The organism is Bradyrhizobium sp. Ghvi (assembly GCF_900115265.1).
In the GTDB taxonomy this organism is placed as follows: domain Bacteria; phylum Pseudomonadota; class Alphaproteobacteria; order Rhizobiales; family Xanthobacteraceae; genus Bradyrhizobium.
This window is the reverse complement of record NZ_FOVU01000002.1, coordinates 792,206-816,786: the sequence shown is the minus strand read 5'-3', so window position 1 is coordinate 816,786 and position 24,581 is coordinate 792,206. Positions and strand designations below refer to the sequence as shown.

At 63.4% G+C, this 24,581-nt stretch carries 27 protein-coding genes; 15 read left to right on the top strand and 12 right to left on the bottom strand.

Annotation, left to right across the window (positions count from 1 at the left end):
* Nucleotides 1-43 precede the first annotated feature (43 nt).
* The 9 genes from BM374_RS10685 to BM374_RS10645 all read left to right on the top strand — a co-directional run bounded on the left by BM374_RS10685 (nucleotide 44) and on the right by BM374_RS10645 (nucleotide 10,389).
* Nucleotides 44-763 (top strand): RraA family protein, encoded by a 720-nt coding sequence (locus BM374_RS10685; RefSeq protein WP_092291633.1) that lies wholly within the window; start codon nucleotides 44-46, stop codon nucleotides 761-763.
* A 17-nt stretch (nucleotides 764-780) separates the two neighbouring features.
* Nucleotides 781-1,605, top strand: coding sequence for an SDR family NAD(P)-dependent oxidoreductase (locus BM374_RS10680; RefSeq protein ID WP_092291631.1), 825 nt, complete (start codon nucleotides 781-783; stop codon nucleotides 1,603-1,605).
* Between the two features lie 211 nt (nucleotides 1,606-1,816).
* A complete protein-coding gene (locus tag BM374_RS10675) occupies nucleotides 1,817-2,590 on the top strand; it encodes a motility protein A (RefSeq protein WP_092291629.1) in 774 nt (257 codons plus the stop codon).
* A 23-nt stretch (nucleotides 2,591-2,613) separates the two neighbouring features.
* Entirely contained in the window at nucleotides 2,614-3,444 is an 831-nt protein-coding gene (locus BM374_RS10670) for an OmpA/MotB family protein (protein WP_092291627.1), read from the top strand.
* A 173-nt stretch (nucleotides 3,445-3,617) separates the two neighbouring features.
* Entirely contained in the window at nucleotides 3,618-5,516 is a 1,899-nt protein-coding gene (locus BM374_RS10665) for a potassium transporter Kup (protein ID WP_177248208.1), read from the top strand.
* A 141-nt stretch (nucleotides 5,517-5,657) separates the two neighbouring features.
* The gene (locus BM374_RS10660) at nucleotides 5,658-7,586 is read left to right on the top strand and encodes a potassium transporter Kup (protein ID WP_092291623.1); all 1,929 of its coding nucleotides are present in this window, start codon (nucleotides 5,658-5,660) and stop codon (nucleotides 7,584-7,586) included.
* Nucleotides 7,587-7,745: 159 nt separating this feature from the next.
* On the top strand, nucleotides 7,746-8,072 hold the full coding sequence (locus tag BM374_RS10655) for a rhodanese-like domain-containing protein (RefSeq protein ID WP_177248207.1): 327 nt from the start codon (nucleotides 7,746-7,748) through the stop codon (nucleotides 8,070-8,072).
* Between the two features lie 7 nt (nucleotides 8,073-8,079).
* Nucleotides 8,080-9,261 (top strand): aminotransferase, encoded by a 1,182-nt coding sequence (locus BM374_RS10650; protein ID WP_092291619.1) that lies wholly within the window; start codon nucleotides 8,080-8,082, stop codon nucleotides 9,259-9,261.
* Between the two features lie 6 nt (nucleotides 9,262-9,267).
* Nucleotides 9,268-10,389 carry a polyamine ABC transporter substrate-binding protein gene (locus BM374_RS10645; protein ID WP_092291617.1) on the top strand — a complete coding sequence of 374 codons (1,122 nt, stop codon included), beginning with the start codon at nucleotides 9,268-9,270 and terminating at the stop codon, nucleotides 10,387-10,389.
* A 20-nt stretch (nucleotides 10,390-10,409) separates the two neighbouring features.
* On the opposite strand, the gene BM374_RS10640 is transcribed toward BM374_RS10645, so the two are convergent.
* From BM374_RS10640 to BM374_RS10615, 6 genes are all read right to left on the bottom strand, one after another.
* On the bottom strand, nucleotides 10,410-11,354 hold the full coding sequence (locus BM374_RS10640; RefSeq protein WP_092291615.1) for a lipid A biosynthesis lauroyl acyltransferase: 945 nt from the start codon (nucleotides 11,352-11,354) through the stop codon (nucleotides 10,410-10,412).
* An 11-nt stretch (nucleotides 11,355-11,365) separates the two neighbouring features.
* Nucleotides 11,366-12,643 (bottom strand): beta-ketoacyl-ACP synthase, encoded by a 1,278-nt coding sequence (locus tag BM374_RS10635; protein ID WP_092291612.1) that lies wholly within the window; start codon nucleotides 12,641-12,643, stop codon nucleotides 11,366-11,368.
* A gap of 48 nt (nucleotides 12,644-12,691) precedes the next feature.
* Nucleotides 12,692-13,897: a beta-ketoacyl-ACP synthase gene (locus tag BM374_RS10630; RefSeq protein WP_092291610.1), complete on the bottom strand. Its 1,206-nt coding sequence runs from the start codon at nucleotides 13,895-13,897 to the stop codon at nucleotides 12,692-12,694.
* Nucleotides 13,894-14,364, bottom strand: a complete 471-nt coding sequence (locus tag BM374_RS10625; RefSeq protein WP_092291608.1) for a 3-hydroxyacyl-ACP dehydratase FabZ family protein — start codon at nucleotides 14,362-14,364, stop codon at nucleotides 13,894-13,896. Before BM374_RS10625 ends, BM374_RS10630 begins: the two co-directional genes overlap by 4 nt.
* Before the next feature lie 10 nt (nucleotides 14,365-14,374).
* Nucleotides 14,375-14,662: an acyl carrier protein gene (locus BM374_RS10620; protein WP_007592476.1), complete on the bottom strand. Its 288-nt coding sequence runs from the start codon at nucleotides 14,660-14,662 to the stop codon at nucleotides 14,375-14,377.
* A 239-nt stretch (nucleotides 14,663-14,901) separates the two neighbouring features.
* Complete coding sequence (locus tag BM374_RS10615; protein ID WP_092291606.1) at nucleotides 14,902-15,246, bottom strand: hypothetical protein; 345 nt, start codon at nucleotides 15,244-15,246, stop codon at nucleotides 14,902-14,904.
* 264 nt (nucleotides 15,247-15,510) lie between these two features.
* On the opposite strand from BM374_RS10615, the gene BM374_RS10610 reads away from it, so the two are divergent.
* Together BM374_RS10610 and BM374_RS38515 are read left to right on the top strand one after the other, a co-directional pair.
* Complete coding sequence (locus BM374_RS10610; protein ID WP_092291604.1) at nucleotides 15,511-16,137, top strand: ParB-like protein; 627 nt, start codon at nucleotides 15,511-15,513, stop codon at nucleotides 16,135-16,137.
* Between the two features lie 122 nt (nucleotides 16,138-16,259).
* A complete protein-coding gene (locus BM374_RS38515; protein ID WP_177248206.1) occupies nucleotides 16,260-16,403 on the top strand; it encodes a hypothetical protein in 144 nt (47 codons plus the stop codon).
* A 29-nt stretch (nucleotides 16,404-16,432) separates the two neighbouring features.
* On the opposite strand, the gene BM374_RS10605 is transcribed toward BM374_RS38515, so the two are convergent.
* Nucleotides 16,433-16,636: a hypothetical protein gene (locus BM374_RS10605; protein WP_092291602.1), complete on the bottom strand. Its 204-nt coding sequence runs from the start codon at nucleotides 16,634-16,636 to the stop codon at nucleotides 16,433-16,435.
* Between the two features lie 163 nt (nucleotides 16,637-16,799).
* Between BM374_RS10605 and BM374_RS10600 the strand changes: the two genes are divergently transcribed.
* From BM374_RS10600 to BM374_RS10590, 3 genes are all read left to right on the top strand, one after another.
* Nucleotides 16,800-17,531, top strand: a complete 732-nt coding sequence (locus BM374_RS10600) for a Crp/Fnr family transcriptional regulator (RefSeq protein WP_177248234.1) — start codon at nucleotides 16,800-16,802, stop codon at nucleotides 17,529-17,531.
* An 8-nt stretch (nucleotides 17,532-17,539) separates the two neighbouring features.
* A complete protein-coding gene (locus BM374_RS10595) occupies nucleotides 17,540-17,800 on the top strand; it encodes a DUF6894 family protein (protein WP_092291950.1) in 261 nt (86 codons plus the stop codon).
* 337 nt (nucleotides 17,801-18,137) lie between these two features.
* A complete protein-coding gene (locus tag BM374_RS10590; RefSeq protein WP_092291600.1) occupies nucleotides 18,138-18,335 on the top strand; it encodes a hypothetical protein in 198 nt (65 codons plus the stop codon).
* Between the two features lie 24 nt (nucleotides 18,336-18,359).
* Here BM374_RS10590 and BM374_RS10585 read toward each other — a convergent pair whose 3' ends face one another.
* The 4 genes from BM374_RS10585 to BM374_RS10570 all read right to left on the bottom strand — a co-directional run bounded on the left by BM374_RS10585 (nucleotide 18,360) and on the right by BM374_RS10570 (nucleotide 22,119).
* On the bottom strand, nucleotides 18,360-19,022 hold the full coding sequence (locus BM374_RS10585) for a flavin reductase family protein (RefSeq protein ID WP_092291598.1): 663 nt from the start codon (nucleotides 19,020-19,022) through the stop codon (nucleotides 18,360-18,362).
* Nucleotides 19,023-19,190: 168 nt separating this feature from the next.
* On the bottom strand, nucleotides 19,191-19,685 hold the full coding sequence (locus tag BM374_RS10580) for an MgtC/SapB family protein (protein WP_092291596.1): 495 nt from the start codon (nucleotides 19,683-19,685) through the stop codon (nucleotides 19,191-19,193).
* Nucleotides 19,682-20,260, bottom strand: a complete 579-nt coding sequence (locus BM374_RS10575) for a peroxidase-related enzyme (protein WP_092291594.1) — start codon at nucleotides 20,258-20,260, stop codon at nucleotides 19,682-19,684. The genes BM374_RS10580 and BM374_RS10575 overlap by 4 nt, the downstream gene beginning before the upstream one ends.
* A 119-nt stretch (nucleotides 20,261-20,379) precedes the next feature.
* On the bottom strand, nucleotides 20,380-22,119 hold the full coding sequence (locus BM374_RS10570; RefSeq protein WP_092291592.1) for an ATP-binding protein: 1,740 nt from the start codon (nucleotides 22,117-22,119) through the stop codon (nucleotides 20,380-20,382).
* A 412-nt stretch (nucleotides 22,120-22,531) separates the two neighbouring features.
* Here BM374_RS10570 and BM374_RS10565 point away from each other — a divergent pair, with 412 nt between their 5' ends.
* The gene (locus BM374_RS10565; RefSeq protein ID WP_092291948.1) at nucleotides 22,532-23,500 is read left to right on the top strand and encodes a catechol 2,3-dioxygenase; all 969 of its coding nucleotides are present in this window, start codon (nucleotides 22,532-22,534) and stop codon (nucleotides 23,498-23,500) included.
* A gap of 92 nt (nucleotides 23,501-23,592) precedes the next feature.
* On the opposite strand, the gene BM374_RS10560 is transcribed toward BM374_RS10565, so the two are convergent.
* Complete coding sequence (locus BM374_RS10560; RefSeq protein ID WP_092291591.1) at nucleotides 23,593-24,570, bottom strand: MBL fold metallo-hydrolase; 978 nt, start codon at nucleotides 24,568-24,570, stop codon at nucleotides 23,593-23,595.
* Nucleotides 24,571-24,581 lie beyond the last annotated feature (11 nt).

Below are 24,581 nucleotides of genomic sequence, written 5' to 3'. Positions count from 1 at the left end.
CGGCATCGCGCCAACAGCGGCCGCCAATCTGGGAGAGAACGCCGTGACCAATTCTGCGACCGGGCCGCTGCCCGCTGCCGTCCTCGAAGCGCTGGGCCGCTACGACACGCCGACGATTTGCAACGCGATGGAAGTCATCGCGCCCGAGCGTCGCCTGATCGGCTTCACCACCAAGCAACTGGTCTGCCCATTCCCCGAGCTGCCGCCGATGGTCGGCTATGCCCGCACTGTCACGATCCGCGCGGTGCAGAAGTCTCCGCTGTCCGCCGCGGAGCAGGCCAAGCGCCGCATCGAATATTACGAATATGTCGGCACCGGCCACGGCCCGCGCATTTCGGTGATCCAGGACGTCGACGGTCCCGACATCGGCTACGGGGCGTTCTGGGGCGAGGTACAGAGCAACGTGCACAAGGCGCTCGGCTGCCTCGGCGTCGTCACCGATGGCTCGATCCGCGACGTTCCGCAATGGGCGCCGGGCTTCCAGGCGCTGGCCGGCTCGATCGGCCCGTCGCATGCCTGGGTGCACGCGGAAAGCTTTGGCGGTCAGGTTCGTGTCGCCGGCATGACGGTGAACTCCGACGATCTCATCCACGCCGACCGGCACGGTGCCATCGTCATCCCGCTGGATCTCGCGGCAAAACTCCCCGAGGCCGCCGAGCTGTGCGGCCGCCGCGAGACGCCGATCCTCGAGATCGCCCGCAGCCCCGATTTCTCGCTGGAGAAGCTCAAGGCGGCGCTGAAGCGCTCGGCGGAGATTCATTGAACGTGGAGTAAGAGCCCATGGACATGGAAGGCAAGACGGTGCTGATCACGGGCTCGACCGATGGCGTCGGGCGCCATGTCGCGAGCCGCCTTGCCGCCGAAGGCGCTCACGTTCTGATCCATGGCCGTGACGCGGCGCGGGCGAAGGCACTAATCGACGAGATCGTGAAAGCCGGCCATGCGGCGCCGACCTTCTATCAGGCCGATCTGTCGTCGATGGCGGGTACGCGTGAGCTTGCAGCAGCCGTGACGCGGGATCATCAACGTCTAGATGTCTTCGTCAGCAATGCCGGCATCGGCTCACAGAATGACGGACCGCAGCGGCAGGAGAGCCGCGATGGTTACGAGCTGCGCTTTGCGGTGAACTATCTCTCGGGCTTCCTGCTCGCCCATCTGCTGTTGCCTCTGTTGAAGGCGGCCGCGCCCTCACGCATCGTCAACGTCGCTTCGCTCGGCCAGCATCCGATCGACTTCGACGATGTCATGATCACGAAGGGCTATAGCGGCTCGCGCGCCTATGGGCAGAGCAAGCTGTCGCAGATCATGTTCACCATCGATCTCGCGGAACAACTGAAGGGCGCCGGCGTCACCGTGAACGCGCTGCATCCGGCGACTTACATGAACACCACGATGGTCCGCGCCGGCGGCATCACACCGATGTCGACCGTCGAGCAGGGCGGCGCGGCGATCCTGCATCTCGTCGAAGGCGACGACGTCGCGGCTCGAAGCGGCCTGTTCTTCAACGGCATGAACGAGGCGCGCGCCAATCCGCAGGCCTATGACGCCGATGCGCGCAGGCGGCTGCGCGCGCTTAGCCTGGAGCTGACAGGACTTTCGCCCTGACGGCCCGTTTATGGTTAGCAAAGCGTTGAGATTCGTGTCGCAGAACGGCAAGGCCGTAGTCCTTTCGACGCACCACGCCGCTCCGTCGTACCGGCTGAACTTAACCTTTACGCGGCTTTAAGGGCGGGGCTCTAGGGTTTCCGATGCGGTTCGGGGTTGGGCCGCGCCAGCGGCCAGGACGGCCGTTGTTGCGTTCGCGTTGGAGTCTCCCATGGATATCATGACGGGCGTCGGTCTCACGGCAGGCATCATCGTCATCACGACGATGGTCCTCATGGGCGGCGACCTGCACATGTTTGTCTCCGAACATGCTGTGATCATCATCTTCGGCGGCTCGATCTCGGCCACCATGATCCGCTTTCCCCTGAGCGCGCTCCTGCATGGCCTGCCGCTCGGCGCCAAATTCGCCTTCACCATGAGCCGCCTGTCGGCCCACGACCTCGTCGACGAGCTCGCCCGGATCGCCGAGATCGCCCGCAAGCAGGGCCCGGTCGGTCTCGAAAAGGTCGAGACCGACGAGCCGTTCCTCGCCAAGGGCATCCGCTACGTGGCCGACGGCTACGACCTCGACTTCATCCGTGACAATCTCGAGCGCGACCGCGACAACTTCCTGATGCATCTGGACGAGGGCAGCAAGATCTACCGCGCCATCGGCGACTGCGCCCCGGCCTTCGGCATGATCGGCACCCTGATCGGCATGGTGCAGATGTTCGCCAACATGACCGACCCCTCCAAGCTCGGACCGTTCATGGCGACCGCGCTGCTTGCCACGCTCTACGGCGCCCTCGTCGCGAACCTGTTCTGTCTGCCGATCGCCGACAAGCTGCACGGCAAGTTGCTCGATGAAGAGACCAACCGCACCCTGATCATCGACGGCATCCTGATGATCCGCGACTCCAAGAGCCCGACGCTCGTGCGCGAGATGCTGCTGGCCTATCTGCCGGAGAAGCATCGTCACGCTGAAGGCGAGCCGGTGCCGGCTTGAGGCCGGACGCCTGGGTCTAGATCATGGCCAAGAAAAAGCGCGGCGATGCACATGGAGGCGGTCACGGCTGGTTCGTGACCTTCGCCGACCTGATGGGGCTGATGATGAGCTTCTTCGTGATGCTCGTCGCGTTCTCGACCCAGGATGCCAATAAGCTGAAGGTCGTCGCCGGCTCCATGCGCGACGCCTTCGGCGTGCAGAGCGAAGCGCGATATGCCGGCATCGTCGAGTCGGACGGCCTGCCGACCCGGCCGCGGCTGAAGAACGTCGATCACATCAATCCTGAGGACGCCTCCAATACTCCGACGCCGGACCAGGAAGATCGCGACCGCACCTCGGGCGCGAAGATGAAGATCGATCGCAATTTTGCGCTCGCTGCGGCCTCGCTTCGTCAGGCTCTGCAGGACATGCCTGAACTGACCGAAATGTCCAAGCACGTCATGTTCGAGGAGACCAAGCAGGGCCTCAACCTCGAGATCGTCGATCAGGACGGTCGCTCGATGTTCGCGGATGGCTCCAAGGTGCCTTACGACCGTACCCGCCGGCTGATCGAGAAGCTCGCGGTACCGCTCAAGGCGACCCCCTTGCGAGTCTCCATTACCGGCCACACCGCGGCCGGCTTCGTACCGACCCGCAGCGATTACGGCGCCTTCGATCTCTCGGCCGATCGTGCCAACGCAGTCCGCCAGATCCTCGAGCGCGAGGGCCTGCCGCCGTCTCACATCTTTGCCATTTCAGGTAAGGCGGACACCCAGCCACTGTTCCCGGACGATCCGTCGCTCGCCGCGAACCGCCGCGTCACGATCACGCTGATGCGCGAAGATCCGCCGCTGCCTCCGAACTTGAAGCCCTAGATATCTTGCGCTACCATTTTACCTGAGGCCATCAGTCGCGATGGCGACGAACGTGGCCGGGCCGTCACAGCATGCGCCGCTGCGCCTGCTATGGTGGGGAGCTAATTGACAGGCTCGGCAGAAGCGTCAAAAGGCGCCGGATCAATTCCAGGGACGAAGCGTTTTCCACCTTCATGACGGCGAGCATCACACAGGCCGAGACCCAGGAAGGGCCGGTCACCTCGGGATTTTGGTCCCTCACGCTTGGGAGCATCGGCGTCGTCTTCGGCGACATCGGCACCTCGCCACTTTACGCATTCCACGAGGCGGTCAGAGGCGCAGCACACGGCGAACCGGTGACGCGGATCATGGTGCTCGGCGTGCTATCGCTGATCCTGTGGGCGCTGCTGATCGTCGTCACCGCCAAATATGTCCTGCTGCTGCTGCGCGCCGACAATAACGGGGAGGGCGGCACGCTCTCTCTCATGGCGCTTGGCCAACGCGCGCTGGGACGGCGGAGCTGGTTCCTGCTCGCGCTCGGCGTGGTCGGCGCCTCCATGTTCATCGGCGATTCCATGATCACGCCGGCGATCTCGGTGCTATCGGCTGTCGACGGCCTCAAGCTCGCGACGCCCGCCTTCGAGCACTATGTCGTGCCGCTCACGGTGCTGATCCTGGTGTTGCTGTTTGCGGTTCAAAGCAAGGGGACCGCACTGGTCGCCTCGGCATTCGGGCCGGTGATGGTGATCTGGTTCGCCTGCCTCGCGGTGCTCGGCGTCATCCACATCGCCGACGATCCATCGGTGCTGGCTGCTATCAATCCCTATTATGCGCTGCAATTCCTGCTGTCGCACGGCACGATCGGCCTGGTGACGCTCGGCGCTGTCTTCCTCGCTGTCACCGGCGGCGAGGCGCTCTATGCCGATCTCGGCCATTTCGGCCGCAAGCCGATTCAGTCGGCATGGATGTTTTTCGTGCTGCCCGCGCTGCTGATCAACTACTTCGGGCAAGGCGCGCTGGTGCTGTCCGATCCGGGCGCGATTGAACACTCGTTCTATCGCATGGTGCCCGAGCATCTGGTGCTGCCGCTCGTCGGGCTTGCGACGGCCGCGACCGTGATCGCGAGCCAGGCGGTCATCACCGGTGCCTATTCGCTGGTCTATCAAGCGGTGCAGCTCGGCCTCTTGCCCCGCTTCGAGGTGCGCTACACCTCCGAGACCCACGCCGGCCAGATCTACCTGCCGCGCGTCAATCGGCTGCTGCTGATCGGTGTGATGCTGCTGGTGCTGTTGTTCCATACGCCCAGCAACCTGGCTTCGGCCTATGGCATCGCGGTCTCCACCACCATGGTCGCCGACGGCATCATGGGCTTCGTGGTGATCTGGAAATTGTGGAACTGGCGCGCGGCGACTGCGGCGGTCGTGATCCTGCCCTTCGTCATGGTCGACATGACCTTCTTCAGCGCCAACCTGCTCAAGCTGCTGGAAGGCGCCTGGGTGCCCCTGCTGTTCGGCGCGACAATGGCGGCGACGATCTGGACCTGGCGACGCGGCTCGGGAATTCTGGTCCAGAAGACGCGCCGGATCGAGGTGCCGCTGGACGATCTGATCCGCAGCCTGGAGAAGCGGCCGCCGCACATCGTCAAGGGTACGGCGGTGTTCCTGACCAGCGATCCGGCCTTCGTGCCGACCGCGCTGCTGCACAATCTCAAGCACAATAAGGTGCTGCATGAGCATAACGTGATCCTGACCATCGAGACCGCGCATACGCCGCGGGTCGATCTGTCCGAGCGCTTCCGCATGGAGAAGATCAGCGACAAGTTCTCCAAGGTCCGTCTGCGCTTTGGCTTCATGGAGCAGCCGAACGTGCCCAAGGCACTCGCGATCGCGCGCAAGCAGGGCTGGCAATTCGACATCATGTCGACGTCGTTCTTCGTGTCCCGGCGTGCGCTGAAGGCGTCGGCGCAGTCGGGGATGCCGCTTTGGCAGGACCATCTTTTTATCGCGCTTAGCCGGTCGGCCAACGATGCCACCGACTATTTCCAGATTCCGACCGGGCGGGTGGTTGAAGTCGGCACACAAGTCACCATTTGAACGCAACTGGCGCACCTATGCGAATTTTGCATGGTGCGGGCCCAGAATCGGGCTAGGCCATGTCGACAGCGCAGGACTATAAGCCCGCGCTCTTCCGCCGTTGTGCAGTGAAGCATTTTTTAGAGGCCACTGGGCTCTCCCATGACTAGCGACGTAGCAGTTCCCGCCCCGGAAACGGCGGCGGCCAATGGGCATGGCGACGCCCACACCACGGCCGGTTTCGGTGCGCTGACGCTCGGCAGCATCGGCGTGGTCTACGGCGATATCGGCACCAGTCCGCTCTACGCGTTCCGCGAGGCGGTGATGGCGGCATCGGGGGGCGAGGGCGTGGCGAGCCCGGCAGCAGTCCTCGGTGTGCTCTCCTTGATCCTTTGGGCCCTCATCGTCGTGGTGACGTTGAAATATGTCGTCATTCTGCTGCGCGCCGACAACAACGGGGAAGGCGGCACGCTCGCTCTGATGGCCCTGGCCCAGCGCGCCGTCGGGACAAGGGGAGCGGCGATCGTCCTTCTTGGCATCATTTCCGGGGCCCTGTTCTACGGTGATGCCGTCATTACCCCCGCGCTTTCCGTGCTGTCCGCCATCGAGGGCATGAAAGACGTCACCCTGACGTTCGAGCCCTACATCGTGCCACTGACGGTGGTGATCCTGGTCGGCCTCTTCGCGGTCCAGTCGCGCGGCACCGCCCGCGTTGCGGCGTTCTTCGGCCCGATCATGTGCGTCTGGTTCGCGGTCCTCGCAGCGGTGGCAGTCCACCCGATCATCCGGCAGCCGCAGGTGCTGTTCGCGCTGAACCCGCTCTACGCCGTGTCCTTCATGCTCCACCATGGCATCATCGGCTTCGTGACGCTGGGCGCGGTGTTTCTGGCGGTCACCGGCGCCGAGGCGCTCTATGCCGACCTCGGCCATTTCGGCAAGCGGCCGATCCAGACCGCCTGGCTGTTCATCGTGCTGCCGTCGCTGGCGCTGAACTACCTGGGGCAGGGCGCGCTCGTGCTCGCCGATCCCGGCGCGCTCGAGAGCCCATTCTTCCAGCTGTTTCCGCAAGGCTGGGTCCGCGGCGCCATGGTCGTGCTCGCGACCGCCGCCACCGTGATCGCCAGCCAGGCCGTCATCACCGGCGCCTATTCGCTGACGCGGCAGGCGATCCAGCTCGGACTGCTGCCGCGCTTTGAAATCCGCCATACGTCGGAAGCCCATTCCGGCCAGATCTTCATCCCGCGCATCAACCAGCTGCTTCTGGTCGCGGTGGTGTTGCTGGTGCTGTTGTTCCGCTCCTCCAGCGCCCTGGCCTCCGCCTACGGTATCTCCGTCACCGGCACCATGGTGGTCACGGCGATGATGGGCTTTGTCGTGATCTGGAAGGTCTGGCGGTGGTCGCCGCTTGCCGCCGCAGCCCTGATCGTGCCGTTCCTGTTCCTCGACTTGACCTTCCTGGCCGCCAACCTGCTCAAGGTGTTCGAGGGTGGCTGGGTGCCGCTGGCGCTCGGCGGCATGGTAATGTTGCTGATGTACACGTGGCGGCGCGGCAGCCGGCTTCTGTTCGAGAAGTCGCGCAAGCTCGAATTCCCGCTTGCTGACCTGGTGGCGATGCTGGAGAAGCGGCCGCCGCAGCGGGTGCCCGGCACGGCCGTGTTCCTGACCTCGGATCCGCTCAGCGCGCCGACCGCGCTGATGCACAGTCTGAAACACTACAAGGTGCTTCACGAGAAGAATGTCATTCTCACCATCGAGACCGCCCAGACCCCGCGGATCGACCCGGCCGAGCGTGTGAGGCTGGAGGCGATCAGCCCGACCTTCTCCAAGGTGACGCTGAAGTTCGGCTTCATGGAATCGCCCAACGTGCCGAAGGCGCTCGCCATCGCCCGCAAGCTCGGCTGGCAGTTCGACATCATGTCGACTTCGTTCTTCCTGTCGCGCAGAGCGCTGAAACCCGCCGCCCATTCCGGCATGCCGCGCTGGCAGGACCGGCTGTTCATCTCGCTCAGCCGCTCCGCCAACGACGCCACCGACTATTTCCAGATCCCTTCGGGGCGCGTGGTCGAGGTCGGCACGCAAGTCACGATCTAGGCTGGCAAACCGAAGCCGCACTTCAAGTCGCTGCGATTTAGCTTAAACTTGCGCAAGGCAGCTCAAGCCTTTGTAGCGCTTGATTTTCGCATGCCGAGAGGCGAGGTTGCCGGCCGCCGGGATCGCCCCGGAAGCGACCCCGCGACGTTGGAGGATGATGTGGCAAATCAAGTACAGGATCTGACCCCGGACGAGGTCTCAAAGGGTGTCACGGAGGGCCGCTATCTGCTCGTCGACGTCCGCGAGCCGAACGAGGTCGAAGCCGAGGCTTACCCTTACGGCGTCGTCGTTCCGCTCTCGACCTTCGATCCCAAGGCGATCCCCGATCCCCAGGGCAAAGAGGTCGTGTTCGCCTGCCGTTCCGGCAAGCGCTCGGTGACGGCCTCGCTCGCGGCGCAGGCAGCGGGCTTGCCCTACAACAAGCATCTGGCCGGCGGCATGCTCGGCTGGAAGGCCGCGGGGCTTCCCAGCAAGGTCGGCGGCTGACCACGCGATGACGACCAAGAGCTCCTCGCTGAACAAGGTCTTCGCCGACCTTCCCGTCACCATCTTCGAGGCGATGTCCCAAGCGGCGCGCGACAATGCCGCGATCAATCTCGGCCAGGGCTTTCCTGATGATCCCGGCCCGGAGGACATCCGCCGCGCCGCGGCCGAGGCCTCGCTCAACGGGTACAACCAGTACCCCTCGATGATGGGCCTGCCGGAACTGCGCCAGGCGATCGCGACCCATTACGGCCACTGGCATGGCCTCAAGCTCGATCCGATGAGCGAGGTGATGGTCACGTCCGGCGGTACCGAGGCGCTGACCTCGGCGATCCTCGCGGTGGTGCAGCCCGGCGACGAGGTGGTCTGCTTCCAGCCGGTTTACGATTCCTACCTGCCCATCATCCGCCAGGCCGGCGGCATCCCGCGCCTCGTCCGGCTCGAGCCGCCGCACTGGCGGCTGAATGAGGACATGCTGAAAAGCGTGTTCAATTCAAAGACCAAGGCGGTGCTGTTCAACAATCCCCTGAATCCTAGCGCCGTGGTCTATCCGCGCGAGGACCTCGAGCTGCTCGCCCGCTACTGCCAGGAGTTCGACGTCATCGCGATCTGCGACGAGGTCTGGGAGCACGTCACCTTCGACGAGCACAAGCACATCCCGCTGATCACCATTCCGGGCATGCGCGAGCGCACCATCAAGGTCGGCTCGGCCGGCAAGATCTTTTCGCTCACGGGATGGAAGATCGGCTTTGTCTGCGCCGCGCCGCCGCTGCTCCGCGTCGCCGCCAAGGTGCACCAGTTCCTGACCTTCACCACCGCGCCGAACCTGCAGGCCGCCGTCGCCTACGGCCTCGGCAAGTCCGACGACTACTTCCTGTCGATGCGCAAGGATCTGACACGGAGCCGGGACCGCCTGACCAGGGGGCTGGAGAGCCTCGGCTTCCCCGTGCTGAAGTCGCAGGGCACCTACTTCCTCACCGTCGACCTGTCGCCGCTGGGGCTCAACGAGAGCGACACCGAGTTCTGCTGGCGGATCGTGAAAGACTACAAGGTCGCGGCGATCCCGGTGTCGGCGTTCTACGAACAGGACCCGGTGACCTCGGTGGTGCGCTTCTGCTTTGCCAAGAAGGACGAGACGCTCGACACCGCGCTGGAGCGGCTGTCGGACGCGGTGCGTGGACGCAAGAGGTAGACAGATATGACGATAGTCGGCCGCTCGGGATTTCGCCTCTTTCTTGTTGCCGCCGCGCTGACGTTGCTCTCTGTCCCCGCGAGGGCCGAGGAGCGGGTCGTCAACTTCTACAACTGGTCGAACTACATGGCGCCCGACGTCCTCGAGGCCTTCACTAAGGAAACCGGCATCAAGGTGGTCTACGACACCTTCGATGCGAACGAGACGCTGGAGACGCGGCTGATGGCCGGCAAGTCCGGCTATGACGTCGTGGTGCCCACGGCCTATTTCCTGCAGCGCCAGATCAAGGCGAACATCTTCCAGAAGCTCGACAAGTCGAAGCTGCCGAACCTCGCCAATGCCTGGCCGATGGTGACCAAGAATCTGGCCACCTACGATCCCGGCAACCTCTATGCCGCGAACTACATGTGGGGCACGACGGGCATCGGCTACAACGTCGCCAAGGTGAAGCAGATCCTGGGCGCCGACGCCAAGATCGACAGCTGGGACATCGTCTTCAAGCCGGAGAATCTCGCCAAGTTCAAAGACTGCGGCGTCCACATGCTGGACTCCGCCGACGACATCTTCCCGGCGGCGCTGAACTATCTCGGGCTCGATCCGAACTCGACCAAGCAGGCCGATCTCGAGAAGGCCGCCGACGTTGTCGCCAAGGTCCGCCCCTTCGTGCGCAAGTTTCACTCATCCGAATACTTAAGCGCGCTCGCGACCGGCGAGATCTGCTTCGTGGTCGGCTGGTCCGGCGACATCATGCAGGCCCGGGCCCGTGCGGCGGAAGCCAAGAAAGACAACAGCAGCGGCATCGAGATCGGCTACGCCATTCCGAAGGAGGGCGCGCAGATGTTCTTCGACAATCTCGCGATCCCCGCGGACGCCAAGAACGTCAACGAAGCCTACGAGCTGATCAACTATCTCTACCGCCCGGACGTTGCCGCCAAGAACTCGGACTTCCTGTCCTACGCCAACGGCAACCTCGCCAGCCAGAAGCTGATCGATCCGAAAATCCTCAACGACAAGAACATCTATCCGGATGAGGCGACGCTCGCAAAGCTGTTCGTCATCACCGCCCGCGATCCCGCAACGCAGCGCATCATCAATCGGCTCTGGACCAAGGTGAAGACGGGGCGGTAGAGGGCGACGGAACTACCCCGTTAGCGCCACCTGCGGTGCAGCCACAGCCACTGCTCGGGATGCTCGCGCACCCAGCCTTCCACCACATTGGTGACCGCCTGCGTCGTGCCCTGGATGTCGATCTTGCCGTCGGCATCGCGCACCGGCGGGATCTCTTCGGTCAGCTCGGCGCGGAAGCGGAAGCCGGGCAGGCGGATGATGCGGACGCCGTGGATCGGGCATTCGACCTGGCGGAGCAGGCGCGCCAGCATCGGATTGGCGCGGGTCTTGCGGCCGAAGAAGGTGACCTCGACGCCGCCGGTCAGATATTGGTCGATCAGCATCGCGACGTGCTTGCCGTCCTTGAGCGCCTGCGCAAGCCGCAACGGCGCGTCGCGACCCGCGGGGATCAGCGTGCCCATATTGACCTGACGCATCTCCTGGATGATGCGGTCGGCGGAGGCGATGTTCGGGCGGCGATAGAGGATCGCCGTGTCCAGTCCATGTGCGACGGCTGCGAGGGCCGGCAACTCCCAATTGGCGAGATGAGCGGCAAAGATCAACGCTGGCTTGCCGTCGTCACGGATGCGATCGAACCGTTCGATGCTGTCCTTGAGCAGCTCGATCCGGCTGCGCTCCGGATGCGCGCGGTCGTAGTCCCAGACGTGATCCATGTGGGCGAACTCGGCGCCGACGCGGCCGAGATTGTCCCATACGCCCATCAGGATCTCTTCGATCTCTTCCGGCGATTTCTCGGGAAAGGCGGCCGCGAGATTGGCGCGGCCGATGCGATGCTCGCGCAGGCGCGGGCCGATGGTCTTGGTGACGCGCGCGAAAAAGTCCGAGGTCTTGACCGGATCGAAATAGCGCGTGGTGCGCAGCATGCCGACTGTGGCAGCGCCGATGAGGCCTCCGCTGATCGACTTTGCAGCCTCCTTGGCTGCATTGCGCGCGCGAATCTTCGTGCTGATGGGAATCAGCGCCATGCTGCGTTAGGTCAGGCCGGTTCGCGTGTCAGGATCAGCGAGGCATTCTGGCCGCCGAAGCCGAACGAGTTCGACATCACGGCGGTGACACGGGCATCGCGTGCCTTGTTGCCGACGACGTTGAACAGGATCGTCGGATCCGGCGTCTCGTAGTTGATCGTCGGAGGAATGCGCTGATGCTCGAGCGTCAGCAGCGAAAAGATCGCCTCGACCGCGCCGGCGGCCGAGATGGTGTGGCCGACCATCGACTTGTTGGAGGTGACCGGAATCTTCTGTGCGAGTTCGCCGAACACGGCCGAGGTCGTGTTGAACTCCATCTTGTCGTTCTCGGGCGTCGCAGTGCCGTGCGCGTTGATGTGGTCGATCTGGTCCGGGGTCATGCCGGCATCGGCCAGGGTCTTGTTCATGCAACCGATGATCGGCTTGCCATCAGGAGACGAACGCGTGCGATGGAAGGAATCGGTGAGTTCGCCGCAGCCGGCAATCACGCCGAGGATCTTGGCGCCGCGCGCGGTGGCGGCCTCATAGCTCTCCAGCACCAGCGCGCCGGCGCCTTCGGCCATGACAAAACCGTCGCGGTTCTTGGAGAAGGGGCGGGAGGCCGCCTGCGGCGGATCGTTCTGGGTCGACAGCGCCGAGAGCAGCGAGAAGCGCACCAGGGCTTCCGGGTTCACCGTGCCGTCGGTCGCGACGCACAGCGCGGCATCGGTCTCGCCGCGGCGGATCGCCTCGACGCCGAGCTGGATCGACGTCGCGCCGGACGCGCAGGCCGTCGACAGCGAGATCGGGGAGCCCTTGGTGCCGAAGGTCTCGGCGAGGTGCGCTGCGACCGAGCCGAACATGAAGCGGTGGTGATAGGCGGTGTACTTGCCGCCGCCGGAAATGCGCAACAGATCGTCGTAGGTGAAGTCGGGCTTGCCGACGGCGCGGCCGAGCTCGCGACGCTGCGGCCATTCGACTTCGACCGGCGCAACCGCAAGGAAGAGTGGCCCCGGAAAATCGCCCTTGGCGCCGATGCCAGCCTGCTCCAGGGCTTCCTGTGTGACCAGCTCGGCCATGCGTTCGGACAGGCCGGTCGAGGAGAACGGATCGACGCTGACGAAATCGACCGTGCCGGCCATCGTCGTCTTCAGGCCGTCGACCGGAAAGCGCGTGATGGTGCGGATGCCGGACTCACCTGCAACGAGCTTGGACCAATTGTCGGCCTTGCCGGCGCCGAGCGAGGTCACGATGCCCATGCCGGTGACGACGACGACCGGACGCCCGAGTTTGTCGCGTGGTGCAGTCATGTGTCCCCCGATAGAGCTAGAGCATCACTCGCCAGAGCGCGACGCGCTTCAGCTTACGGCCTCGACCAGCGCCATGCCTTCGCCGCGCCAGTGTCCCGCGCCCATCACCACAATCTGGGTGGGCGCCCCCTGCATTTCAATCTCGGTCCCCGTGGAATCGTTCGGCGGAAACAGCGCGCCGCGCGAGATTGCCAATGCGGCGAGCGCAATCCCGAGCGGGAATTGCGTTTCCATGGTGTGCCCGAACATCGTACCGGTCGCGCGCACCGGGTAGTCGGCGTGGCCTTTCAGGAAGCCGCGTTCTTCGCTCGTCGCGGGCTCGGCGCCGGTCGCGCCCGTGATGATCGCGCCCTTGCCTTCGCGCCTGGGCAGCTTGGCCCAGAGCTTCTCGAGTGTCGCGGCCATGTCGCCGGGCTGCTTGCGGCGGGCGAGGTCGGCGACCACGCTCGACAGCTTTGCAAACGGCTTTGCGCCGCGCGCCTGTGCATGCGCCTTCGATTCCAGCACCAGGAACGCGCCTGCCGAGCCGAGCGCGAAGCCGGAATGGTCCTTGCGCGCCCAGACGGGCGCGAACTTGTCCTTGAGGTTGAAGTCGCCGAATTCGTAGAGAACCATGAGGTCCTTGCGCTCGCCATTATGCGAGCCGCCGACCAGCGCAATGTCGCTCTCGCCCGAAGCGATGCGTGCAAGCGCAATGCGGGCCGCGTCCGCACCCGCGACCTCTTCGCCCATGAAGGTGCGCGAGGTGCCGCCGAGGCCGTGCACGATCGCGATGTTGCCGGCGAGAAGATTGGAGAGCTGGGCGAGGAACAGCGTGGGGCGCAGATCGCTCATCAGCCGTTCGTTGAGGAAGCCGGGCGCGTTCGCTCCCTTGGCTTCGGCAGTGAGCACGCCGGTGTCGACGTTGAGGTCGCGCTCGCCGCCGCCGGCGGCCACGACCATGTCGATCTTCGACAGGATGTCCTTGTTGCCCTTGATGCCGGCGGAGTCGAGCGCCAGGCCCGCGGCATAGGTGCCAATGCGCTGCCAGGCTTCCATTTGGCGCTGATCGCCCTTCTTCGGGATCTGGCTGTCGAAGGTCACAGGCATCAGCGGATGCACGATGAAGGGCGCAAAGCCCTTCTCGTCGACATTGACGCGCTTCTCCTGAAGTGCGGCCCAGTTGGCGTCGAGACCTTCGCCGAGCGAGGTGGCAAGACCAATGCCGGTGATCCAGACTTCCGTCTGGCCGGGCTTCGAAGCAGTGTCAGTCATGGCGAGACGGCCTGTTGCGGAAAGCCGACGCGCTGGGCGACAGCGTTCATGTATCCGCGCATGTCGGAATTCGGGAAGGGGATCAGCGTGAAGGTGAGCGTCGAATTCGCGCGTAGCTTGCCGCCGACGCGGATCTTCGCCTCGGTCATCGCATAGCCCGAGCCCTCATGGACGAGGCTCGCCTCGAGGGTCATGAGCTCGCCCGGAAACACCGAGCCGCGCACCTTGGCTTCCTTCACTGCGGCGAGGATAGGCATACGCTCGAACTTCAAGACCCCAAGCAGCAGAAAACCCGAGGCCTGCGCCATCGATTCGATCAGCAGCACGCCGGGCATCAGCGGATAGCCCGGGAAATGCCCCTCGAAGACGGTGCTCTCCTGGGGGACCTGGGCCTCGACGATGATCTTCTTCTCGTCGACGTTGAGGTCGACGATCCGATCGATCATGTGGAAATATTCGAGTTGCATGACCGCCCGATTAGGCGCTCGCGCCCTTGGCGGCAACCAGCTCGTCGATGCGCGCGCACAGGTTCTTCAGGACGAAATACTGCTCGGTGGTCGCCTTGCCGTCGTTGACTTCCTGGGTCCACTTTTCCAGCGGCAGCTTGATACCGAACTGCTTGTCGATCGCGAACGCGATGTCCAGAAAATCGAGGCTGTCGATGCCGAGGTCATCGATGGCATGGCTATCCGGCGTGATCGTGTCGCGCGGGATGTCGCAGGTTTCAGCGATGATCGTAGCGACCTGATCGAATGTGGAGGACATCACTAAGCCTTTGATATATTGCAGGTATTTTTCAGGTATCCAGGAGTAGCACGGTGGGTGGGCATCGCGCCCCTGATGACGCCCTCAACCCCCCTCTGGACGGGTCGGAAGCCCGTATATCGGAGCGCCGCCCTGAGTTCAATGGAGCCGGACAGGACCCGGGGACAGGGTTGGGGATGCTGCCCCAGGGGCTTCAGGCAGGGTAGCCCCCGCAGGGAGGCTTCCGCGGCGTGCTTGACCTAGATGTGCGGCGTCGTGATCTTGACGCAGTCCCGCCGGCCCATCAGCACGCAATCCTGGGTCCGGCGCAAATCGGCGATGCTGACCGCGAGCCAGATACCGATCGCGGTCAGCGCGATGGTAAAGGCGAGCGCGGCGATATTGGCGAGCATGCGATGGCGGAAGTCGTCCGGCTCATCGCGGGGCTGTTCATAGCGCGACAAATCGAGCGGTTCGGGCGCTGCTGCATGCAACTTCTGCACGATACCGCCGCCCTGGCGGATCACAGGGGAGGGCGTCGTTCGCGGCCTGAACTGGAGCACCCGGTGCTCGTCGTCCGAGGTTATGGGCCGCTGGGATTTCATGGACGGGGATTACTCCGAAGCAGCGATTTTTAGATAGCATAAGCGCCGCCTCGGTTGCAGAAAATCTTGTCCTTGTGCGTCCGCATCGTCGTCCCTGCATGCTGCTGGGAACGGGTAGTAATTCCGACGCCGTGGGCGCGCGGGTTGCGCCGCAACACCAGCCGGACCGGCGCTCCCAACCCGCATCCATGTTGCCGCCGCAACGTCCATGGCATAATCGGGAACCCGGACCCAAACTGCCACCAGACGAAAGGCCGTTCGATCATGACCACCAACGCGCGCGAGCCGAGAGTGCATCCGGTGTCGATCCTGTCGCTCCGGCCGACGCAAATGACGGTCGGCATGCGCGAGGTCAAGGAGAAGCGCAAGCGCTGGCGCGAGCATGGCAAGAAGAAGCAGTCCGACCTGCTCGGCACCCATATGATCCCTGTCGTGGCCGGACCCGACGATCGCTATTACGTCATCGACCACCACCATCTCGGCCGCGCGCTGCACGACGAGGGGATCAAGCAGGTGCTGGTCACCGTGGTCGGCGATCTCCGGATGGTCGAGCGCGACGCGTTCTGGGGCGTGATGGATAACAAGCGCTGGGTCTATCCTTACGATAGCAAGGGCGAGCGTCGTCCGTTCCGCGACCTGCCGAAATCGGTCGCCGAGCTCAAGGACGATCCCTTCCGCAGTCTCGCCGGAGAGCTTCGCCGCATGGGCGGTTTCGCCAAGGACACCACGCCGTTCTCCGAATTCTTGTGGGCCGACTTTCTGCGCCGCAAGCTGACGCGCAAGGCCGTGGACGCCAATTTCGACAAGGCGCTGGAAAAGGCCTTGGCGGCGGCCAAGAGCAAGGACGCGATCTATCTGCCCGGCTGGTGCGGCCCGGCGTCGGACGATTGAGGCGCCCGCGCGCGAGCTGATCACAGGCGCTTGAGCGAAATCATTTTCCGTGCCGACGAAACCGTCCTGAAACAGAGCCAGCCCACTTAATTGTGGTAGTCGAGCTCACACAGGAGGCTCACATGCGCCGTTTGGCTTTCGTCGTTGCCTTGCTCGCGGTCGCTTCGGTCGGAATCTCGGCCTCGTTTGCTGCGGTTCAACAGGCCAGGACTTTGACATTTGCCGAGCGCTTTGCTCCGGCGCTTCCGCTGATGGTCAACCACTAGCGACATCGCACGTCGCGCCAGGGCGCGGATCATTTTGGATCGTGCAGCTCCGGCGAGGATAACAGGCGCTCCATCTCCGCGGCGGCTTCGCCGTCGCGGACCTTCTGCAACAACGCGTGTCGCTCGGCGCCTGCCGGCAGGTTTTGAGCGGCGGCGCGCGCCTGTTGCGTGAACTTCGTCAGGCGTTCTTGGAGGGACAGGGCCGGTCGCGTGCGATTGCGCTTCTTCGTCATGATGTGGCCTTTCGCTCCCCGAGCCAAGCCAACCATGTGCGGACAAACTCCGTCCTTAACTTTTGTTGGAACCGGGCGGGACGATTGCGGGTTTCGTCATGACGGCGCTGTGGCGTCCGGAAATTGCATCAGGCTTCATTTCACGCCATCGGAGCTCACTGAGGTGCCCAGCGACACGATCCGCGCGGCGCTCATCCAACGCCTGCGCGTCTCGTCCGCGATCGCGGACGAGGACGTCAAGGAGATCGAAGCCCTTCCGATCTCGGTACGGCAGTACCCCTCCGAGAGGGCCGTTGTGCGCGACGGCGAGCGCGCGAGCGAGTGTTGCCTGATCGTGGATGGTTTTTGTGCGCGTTCCAAGACGATCGCGAGCGGCAGGCGGCAGATCCTTTCACTCCAGATCCCCGGCGAAATTCCAGATTTGATGAGCCTGTTCCTGCACGTGATGGACCATGACCTCACCACGCTGACCCCCGCAACTCTTGGCTTCATCAGCCACGACAATCTGCGGAAGCTGCATCGCCGCAGCCCCCGCGTCGCCGAGATGTTCTGGCGCGATACGCTGATCGACTCCGCGATGTTCCGCGAATGGATCGTCAATGTCGGCCAGCGCCCTGCGCCGGCGCGGCTCGCCCACGTCATGATCGAGCTGCGCGAACGCCTCAGGCTCATCGGCCGTGTGGACGGCGACAGCTTCGAGATGCCATTGACGCAGGAGCAGATCGGCGAAGCCCTGGGGATCACCGCGGTGCACGCCAATCGTGTGATCAAGCAAGTGCGGCAGGAAGGGGTCGTCGAGTTCAGTCGCGGTCGTGTCACCGTCCTCGACGAGCAGAAATTTCAGGAACTAGCGGATTTCGACGGTCGTTACCTGCATCAGTCGCCCACCCTTTGAGGCGCCCGATGCCACGATTCCATTTCGATATCCACGAGGATAGCCGCCTCATCAAGGACGAGGACGGACAGAACTTTGCGAATGTGGAGGGGGCCCGCAAGGAAGCCATGTTGACCGGTACGTCCATCGCCCGGGAGGCTTTCGTGGCCGGCCGCGCCGATCATGTCGTCGTAGACGTGCGCGAGGACGAACAGACGCCTTGCCTGAGGATCTCGATCAGGCTCGAGGTCCAAGAACTGGCCGGCGATCAGCCCCGAACGATCGCATGAGCGCGGCCGACGCGCGATCGTTCCAATGGATCGTTGCGGCCGAGCAAGCGGAGCCTCATCGGCGAATAGTCTCTATCCTGGCGCATGCGCCCCCAAGTGCCGGTCGTCAAACCGATGCCGATCAAAATAGGAACGCAGCTGCTGCGATGACGTCGTTTCCAGTGCGACTGGCCGTCTACCCGGCTGGCTGGTCGCTCCTTCAGCGGCGGTCCCGGCACGTAAGCGTGAGAGCCGGGACCGTCTGCTCCAGGGCATGAGCGATGCCACGATACCGAGTCGAGGTCGACGTCAGGGCCTGGCTGGAACGCTGTATCCGCAAGGCCGAGAGGAGATCACAATGAGCGGACGAGACGATATTCATGCCACGCGGCGGACCGAACCCAACGGGGTCGAGCCGTCGTTTTCCGAAGACGATCTCCAACGCGAGCAGCTCGGGCCGCGCGGTGTTCCAGGCCGGCTGGACGCCACCAGAATGACGCCGCAGCGCGCCAAGAAAACGCCCGTCGAGGGCGATTTCGACGGGCATACGTCCTGAGTGTTGGAAGGCTGGGCCAGCTGTCTACGACCGTCGCTGATTCCAATAGTCGTCCAGCGTCGGCGTCTCCATGTCGAAACGGTCGCGAATGGTCGAGCAGGTGCTGCCACCAAGCCTTGCGATGGCATCGAGCCTGGCAGGATCGATGTGCAAGCGTTCGGCGTCGACGACGTCGGCGTGGTAGTGCGCGAAAAGGATCTCGCCCATGATGATCTGGCGCGACTTGCCGAGCTCCAGCGTCAGGTGACGGCGGCATTCGAACGCAGCAGGCGCTTCCTTGATCCAGGGCGAGGCCACGGTCTTGCCCGCCATCGCGGTCAGGCCGGCAGCCTGCAACTCGTCATGCTCCGGTGAGAACGGCACGGCGCAGACATGCATGGCTTCGGCGATCGCATGCGAGACGATGTTGACGGTGAAGACTTCGGTCAGGCGGATGTTGAGACCGGTGTCCTTGAACCGCATGTCCGGATGATTCTCGACGCCGAGTGCCAGGATCGGCGGATCCGCCGACAGGCAATTGAAGAAGCTGAACGGCGCCGCGTTGATCCGCCCCTCGGGATCTATCGTCGTCACCAGCGCGATGGGCCGCGGCACGACCGTACCGATCAGCAGCTTGTATTTGTCGCGCGCCGACAATTCGCGGAAATCGAACGTCACGTCGCCGGCTTGGTGCGCACGGGTATCCATCGTTTTACTCTCTGGTCCGAGCGACTGCCGCGCCAGCGGCAATCGCGAACGTTTCGGACCCGATTATCAGCGGTTCAGGCGGACAATCGAGCGAAAACTTTAGTCCACATGCCAGGCGATTGGCGTCGTCAGGTCTAAGAGCAGGGATACCGTTTGGGATGACCGCCGTCAGCGCCGGCCGTTCCGCTCGCGAATTTCGGCCTCGTGCGCCTCATCCGTCCCACCGAGCATGCGATGCAGGCGGCGCTCGATCCGATGTCCGATCGTGAGCAACGCGAAAGCGAGCGCAATCGCGACAGCAACGATCTTCCAATGTCCGGCGCCGCAGACGACACCGAGGCAAGCGGCAAGAAAGGTGCAAGCCGCACTGGTCAGTCCCCGGACGCGAAACTGCTCGCTCTCGTGGACGATGACGCCGGCGCCGAGGAAACCGATGCCGGTCAGAATGCCCTGGATCACCCGGCTCGTCGCATCGGCGATCTTGCCGGGCTCCCCAAGTTGCAGCGCCAGCAGCACCACTGTTGCGGTGGAGAGGCCGACGATGCCAAGTGTCTTGAGCCCGATCGGCTTGCCGTGCAGGTCGCGATTGAGACCAATTGCGCCGCCGGCAAGCGTCGCAACGCCGAGGCGGATCAGGGTCTCGGGCCAGTCGAGATCCATCATGCTTTCGGCAGTCGCCCCATCAGGTAGAATTCATCATTCGGCCGCATGCCGGTGAAATTCGCCAGCCGGTTTGACAGCCCGAAAAAGGCCGAGATCGCGGCGATATCCCAGATGTCGTCGTCGCTGAAGCCGTGGGGGCTGAGGGCCGCGAAATCCTCCTCGGAACTGCGCTGCGCGTCGGCGGAGATCTTCATCGCGAAATCGAGCATCGCCTTCTGCCGGGGCGTGATGTCGGCCTTGCGGTAGTTGGTCGCGACCTGGTCGGCAATCAGCGGGTTCTTGGCGCGGATGCGCAGGATCGCGCCATGGGCGATTACGCAATACTGGCACTGGTTCGCCGCCGAGGTCGCCACCACAATCATCTCCCGCTCGGCCTTGGTGAGCCCGCTGTCCTTCTCCATCAGCGCGTCGTGATAGGCGAAGAAGGCGCGGAACTCGTCGGGCCGGTAGGCCAGCGTCAGGAATACGTTGGGCACGAAACCGCTCTTTTCCTGCACGGCGAGAAGGCGCGTGCGGATGTCCTCAGGGAGCGTGTCGATTGCGGGAGCTTGGAAGCGTGGCGTGGGCTTTGTCATGGGCATGGTTTCCGGCTGGGGCGGGAAACATAGTCCATGCGGACGATAGGCTCCAGAGGCGTCGCAAGCTCTGCGCAGCAGCGTTTCACGCTGCAGCGCGTCCGGGACACGGGAGCGCTTTACCGCAGCGGCTTCTTCAGTAAGGAGAAGCGATCCGGATCGAGCCCCATCGAAGGCTGCAGCATCGGCGTCTCGGCTGGCGCGAGCGTCTTGGTAGGCGGCGCGGAGAACACCGGGTCGTTCGGCACGTCCCGTTGCGAGGTGGCACCGCGCCAGCGCTCGAGTACGGCGCTGACGAAATGCATGTCGTGACCGGCGGTGACCGACGGCACGCTCGAAATGGTGGCTTCGCCGCGCGGCAGTTGGTGCGGCGGCACTTCCTTGAAGCGCAGTCGCGTCGGCAGCGCGACGCCTTCGCCGAAGGCCAAGACTTCGCGGGTGCCGAGTGATGGCACGAAGGACAACAGGTTCGCGGCCGCATCCGACACCGCGGCGCGCAGCAACGCCTGGTCGCGGTCGTTGGCAAGACGCATCGTGAACAGCGTGTTGCACTGGGAGATGATGGTGGCGTCGAGCTCGGCCGGGCGCTGGGTGATGAGGCCGAGATAGACGCCGTATTTGCGGCCTTCCTTGGCGATGCGCGAGACCGCCTTGCGGGTCGGGCCGAAGCCGATGTTGCGGTCGGCGGACGCGTAGCGGTGCGCCTCTTCGCAGACGAACAGCAGCGGCGAGACGCCGTCGCTCCACAAGCCGAAGTCGAAGGCCATGCGGCAGAGGACGGAGACGACGGAATCGATGACCTCAGCCGGGAAGCCGGCGAGCTGCATCACCGTCATCGGCTTGCCGTTGGCAGGCAGGCGAAACAGATGGCTGATCACCTCGGCCATGGTATCGCCGCCGACATTGGCGTTGTCGAACATGAAGGCGTAGCGCGGATCGTTGCGCACCGCTTCAATGCGCGAGATCAGCTTGTGATAGATGATGCGCGAGGAGCGGTTTTCCAGCTTCCCCATGCGCTCGTCGATCAGCGACATCAGATCGACCAGGCGATAAGGCACCGGCGTGTCGACGGTGTAGCCGATCTGCTTGGGATCGATGCGCTTCAGACCAATGCGGTCGGCGTTCTGGTACTGCGTATAGACGCCCTTGGCGAGCGGGATGACTTCCGCGAGGATGTCGAGCTCCTCGGGCACGCCGGCGCGGCCGCCGAACAGCACATCGACGATTTCCTCGAAATTGAACAGCCAGAACGGCAGCTTCAGGTTTCGCGGATTGAGCACCAGCGCGCGGTCGCCGAAGCAGCGGCCGTATTCGTTGTGCACGTCGAGCAGGAAGATGCGCAGGTTCGGGCGTGCTTTGAGGATCTCGTTGAGCAGCAGCGACACGCCGGTGGATTTGCCGACGCCGGTCGATCCGAGCACCGCAAAGTGCTTCGACAGCATCTCCTCGACGTCGACATAGGCGACGACGGAGCGGTCCTGCTGGAGGAAGCCGACATTGATTTGATCCGACCCGGTCGGCGCGTAGATGGTGCGCAGCTCCTGGCTGGTGATCAGATCCACCGCGTCGCCGATGGTCGGATAATTGGTTACGCCGCGCTGGAATTTGGCCTTGTCGGCCGCATTGAGGATCTCGCCGAGCAGGTCAACCGAGGCGATCGCGATGTAATTGTCGCTGCTCGACAAATTCTCGCAGGACACCTCCGTGATCATGGCGACGATGACCGAGCTGGCGCAGCGGATGCTGACGAAGCGACCGACTGTCGCCCGTACCTCCGAGATCGGCATCTGGCTTTCCGCCAGAAGTCCGACCCGCGCGAGCGATCCGCGTACCGAAATCACGCGTCCAAAGGATGTCACGATGGATGAACCTGAAAAGTCAGACTGTTTCTCCGACTATGCGCAGCCGTGGCTGGACAAACGGTTAAACCGCAGAGGCGGCCGCTTTGTTAAATCCGCGACAATTCGGTCATGAGCTTTATTCCCAATGCATATTTGTGCGCGGAAATAGCCCGAAAATGCCGATTTTCGCAGCCTTCGGGCCTTCGTTCTGGTTAAGGAAGATTTTACCATCCGGGCAGTCCACGCTGCATTCGGTGCAAGATTTGTGTCGCGGGCCCGGACCTTCCTCGTGGACCGGCACGTGTTGATTTGTTGACGGGACCTAATCATTTGTACATTAGTACAAATAGATCGAATGCCGTCGGACGTGGTCGGGACCATACGCTCCGCGCCCGATCGCGCGTTCCCGATCGCCGCTCAGGAGAAGACCATGCAGCCCGAACCGATTTTCGATCTTGCCCATCTCGGCCACATGGAACTGCTGACGCCGAAGCCAGACGAGAGCCTGAAGTTCTTCGTCGACGTCATGGGCATGACGGTGAGCGGGCAGAAGGGCGAGTCGGTCTATTTGCGCGGCTGGGACGATTACGAGCGCTATTCGCTCAAGCTGACGGCCTCGAAGACCTCAGGCATGGAGCATATGGCGCTGCGCGCGCGCAGCCAGCAGGCGCTGGAGCGCCGCGTTGCCGCGCTGAAGGGCTCGGGCTTCGACATCGGCTGGATCGACGGCGACATGGGGCAGGGACCGACATTCCGCTGCCGCGATCCCGACGGACACATCGTCGAGCTCTATTACGAGACCGAATGGTATCAGGCGCCGCCGGAGCTGAAGCCGGCGCTGAAGAACCAGGCGCAGCGCTTTCCCGCGCGCGGCGTCAACGTGCGCCGGCTCGACCACCTCAACTGCCTCGCGGTCGACATCAAGGCCAACCGTGAGTTCTTCGAGAATTACCTCGGCTGCCGCCTCACCGAGCAGATCGTGCTCAACGACGGCCGGGAAGCGGCGATGTGGCTGACCATGTCGAACAAGAGCTACGACTTCGCCTATTCGCTCGATCATTCCGGCGTGGCGGGCCGCTTCCACCACGTTACCTACGCGCTCGACAGCCGCGAGGAGATTTTGCGCGCCGCCGATATCTTCCTGGAGAACGGGGTGCACATCGAGACCGGACCGCACAAGCACGCGATCCAGCAGACGTTCTTTCTTTATGTCTATGAGCCCGGCGGCAACCGCGTCGAAGTCGCCAATGCCGGCGCGCGTCTCATCCTCGCGCCGGACTGGAAGCCGATCGTTTGGACGGAAGAGGAGCGCAAGAAGGGTCAGGCCTGGGGCTTGAAGACGATCGAGTCCTTCCACACCCACGGCACCCCGCCGGTGGAGATGAAGAAGCACGGTTGATCCAGAACTGGACTCATTGGTCAGGGGGTGACTTGATTCCTAAGCTCCCCTGACCGGCAGCCCTCTGCGGGGACGCAAGCTCCCGTGAGAAATCAGTCCTCGCTTGCGGCCAATCTTCGATAGATGATGAGCTCCTCGGGAGCAGGCATGTCTCCACGTCTCACATCCGAACCGGGTCCAATTGAAATAGATGTGCCGAGTCCGGCGTATATATATCTATCGCCAAAGGCTTTCTTCAGAGCTGCGAAAGTCGGCTCACCCGTGCAGTGTCCCGGCGCAATGTTTTCGACCTTGAAGCGGTCCTTCAGCGCGGCCACAGCCTTGGTGATCACGTCGTCGGGCGCCGCGACGAGGTGAAAGCCGCCGGCAATCAGATGGATCTTGGGATTGATCGCAGTTGCCGCCTCAACGATCCTCTCGATCCCAGGATGTGAACAGCCAACCACAAGAACCGTTCCGTTTGCGGTGTTGATTGCGAGCGACAGCTCTTTGAGTTCTTTTGTCCCGGGCGCATCCGAGATCAACGAGATCAGCGTGATCCCGGGAGCAATTTCGGTTGTCTGATCGATCAATTCGAAGTGCGCATTGGCCCATGCCGCTCCGAACTTCATCACCTCAGGTGGCTTGCCGCCAAAGTATCGCATTTCAGGCGGGAGCGAGTCATCCTTGCGATAGAAGCTGGACGGAAGGGACGAGCCGTAGATGCCAAAGCCTTCCTTTGGCGCGTAGATTTTTACTGTCGGATTGATGCTCAAGACGTAGCTCAATCCAGCCATGTGATCCGAATGCCGGTGCGAAAGCACAACAAAGTCGAGCTTGGTCAGATCAATGCCCTTCGCTTTTACGTTGGCGGCGAAAATATCGGCGTTATCCCCGGTATCGAACAGGATTCGCTTTCCGGCGACTTCAACAAAGGCCGAGAAGCCCCAGTCCTTTGTCATCGTGGCGTCTGTACCGAAGGCGTCGTAAAGGATGGTAATCTGATCTCCGGCAGCTTTCGCACTGGTGTAGGTCGTCGCCAGCGCAATTGCACCTGTGAGAACTGCTGCAATAAGCCCTCTGATCGTCATGGCAGCGTCTC

Bases quoted from the DNA above. Each gene is read 5' to 3' on its own strand.
- BM374_RS10680 (WP_092291631.1), top strand. From the start codon at position 781: ATGGACATGGAAGGCAAGACGGTGCTGATCACGGGCTCGACCGATGGC.
- BM374_RS10675 (WP_092291629.1), top strand. From the start codon at position 1,817: ATGGATATCATGACGGGCGTCGGTCTCACGGCAGGCATCATCGTCATC.
- BM374_RS10670 (WP_092291627.1), top strand. From the start codon at position 2,614: ATGGCCAAGAAAAAGCGCGGCGATGCACATGGAGGCGGTCACGGCTGG.
- BM374_RS10665 (WP_177248208.1), top strand. From the start codon at position 3,618: ATGACGGCGAGCATCACACAGGCCGAGACCCAGGAAGGGCCGGTCACC.
- BM374_RS10660 (WP_092291623.1), top strand. From the start codon at position 5,658: ATGACTAGCGACGTAGCAGTTCCCGCCCCGGAAACGGCGGCGGCCAAT.
- BM374_RS10650 (WP_092291619.1), top strand. From the start codon at position 8,080: ATGACGACCAAGAGCTCCTCGCTGAACAAGGTCTTCGCCGACCTTCCC.
- BM374_RS10645 (WP_092291617.1), top strand. From the start codon at position 9,268: ATGACGATAGTCGGCCGCTCGGGATTTCGCCTCTTTCTTGTTGCCGCC.
- BM374_RS10640 (WP_092291615.1), bottom strand. From the start codon at position 11,354: ATGGCGCTGATTCCCATCAGCACGAAGATTCGCGCGCGCAATGCAGCC.
- BM374_RS10635 (WP_092291612.1), bottom strand. From the start codon at position 12,643: ATGACTGCACCACGCGACAAACTCGGGCGTCCGGTCGTCGTCGTCACC.
- BM374_RS10630 (WP_092291610.1), bottom strand. From the start codon at position 13,897: ATGACTGACACTGCTTCGAAGCCCGGCCAGACGGAAGTCTGGATCACC.
- BM374_RS10625 (WP_092291608.1), bottom strand. From the start codon at position 14,364: ATGCAACTCGAATATTTCCACATGATCGATCGGATCGTCGACCTCAAC.
- BM374_RS10620 (WP_007592476.1), bottom strand. From the start codon at position 14,662: ATGTCCTCCACATTCGATCAGGTCGCTACGATCATCGCTGAAACCTGC.
- BM374_RS10615 (WP_092291606.1), bottom strand. From the start codon at position 15,246: ATGAAATCCCAGCGGCCCATAACCTCGGACGACGAGCACCGGGTGCTC.
- BM374_RS10610 (WP_092291604.1), top strand. From the start codon at position 15,511: ATGACCACCAACGCGCGCGAGCCGAGAGTGCATCCGGTGTCGATCCTG.
- BM374_RS38515 (WP_177248206.1), top strand. From the start codon at position 16,260: ATGCGCCGTTTGGCTTTCGTCGTTGCCTTGCTCGCGGTCGCTTCGGTC.
- BM374_RS10605 (WP_092291602.1), bottom strand. From the start codon at position 16,636: ATGACGAAGAAGCGCAATCGCACGCGACCGGCCCTGTCCCTCCAAGAA.
- BM374_RS10595 (WP_092291950.1), top strand. From the start codon at position 17,540: ATGCCACGATTCCATTTCGATATCCACGAGGATAGCCGCCTCATCAAG.
- BM374_RS10590 (WP_092291600.1), top strand. From the start codon at position 18,138: ATGAGCGGACGAGACGATATTCATGCCACGCGGCGGACCGAACCCAAC.
- BM374_RS10585 (WP_092291598.1), bottom strand. From the start codon at position 19,022: ATGGATACCCGTGCGCACCAAGCCGGCGACGTGACGTTCGATTTCCGC.
- BM374_RS10580 (WP_092291596.1), bottom strand. From the start codon at position 19,685: ATGATGGATCTCGACTGGCCCGAGACCCTGATCCGCCTCGGCGTTGCG.
- BM374_RS10575 (WP_092291594.1), bottom strand. From the start codon at position 20,260: ATGACAAAGCCCACGCCACGCTTCCAAGCTCCCGCAATCGACACGCTC.
- BM374_RS10565 (WP_092291948.1), top strand. From the start codon at position 22,532: ATGCAGCCCGAACCGATTTTCGATCTTGCCCATCTCGGCCACATGGAA.
- BM374_RS10560 (WP_092291591.1), bottom strand. From the start codon at position 24,570: ATGACGATCAGAGGGCTTATTGCAGCAGTTCTCACAGGTGCAATTGCG.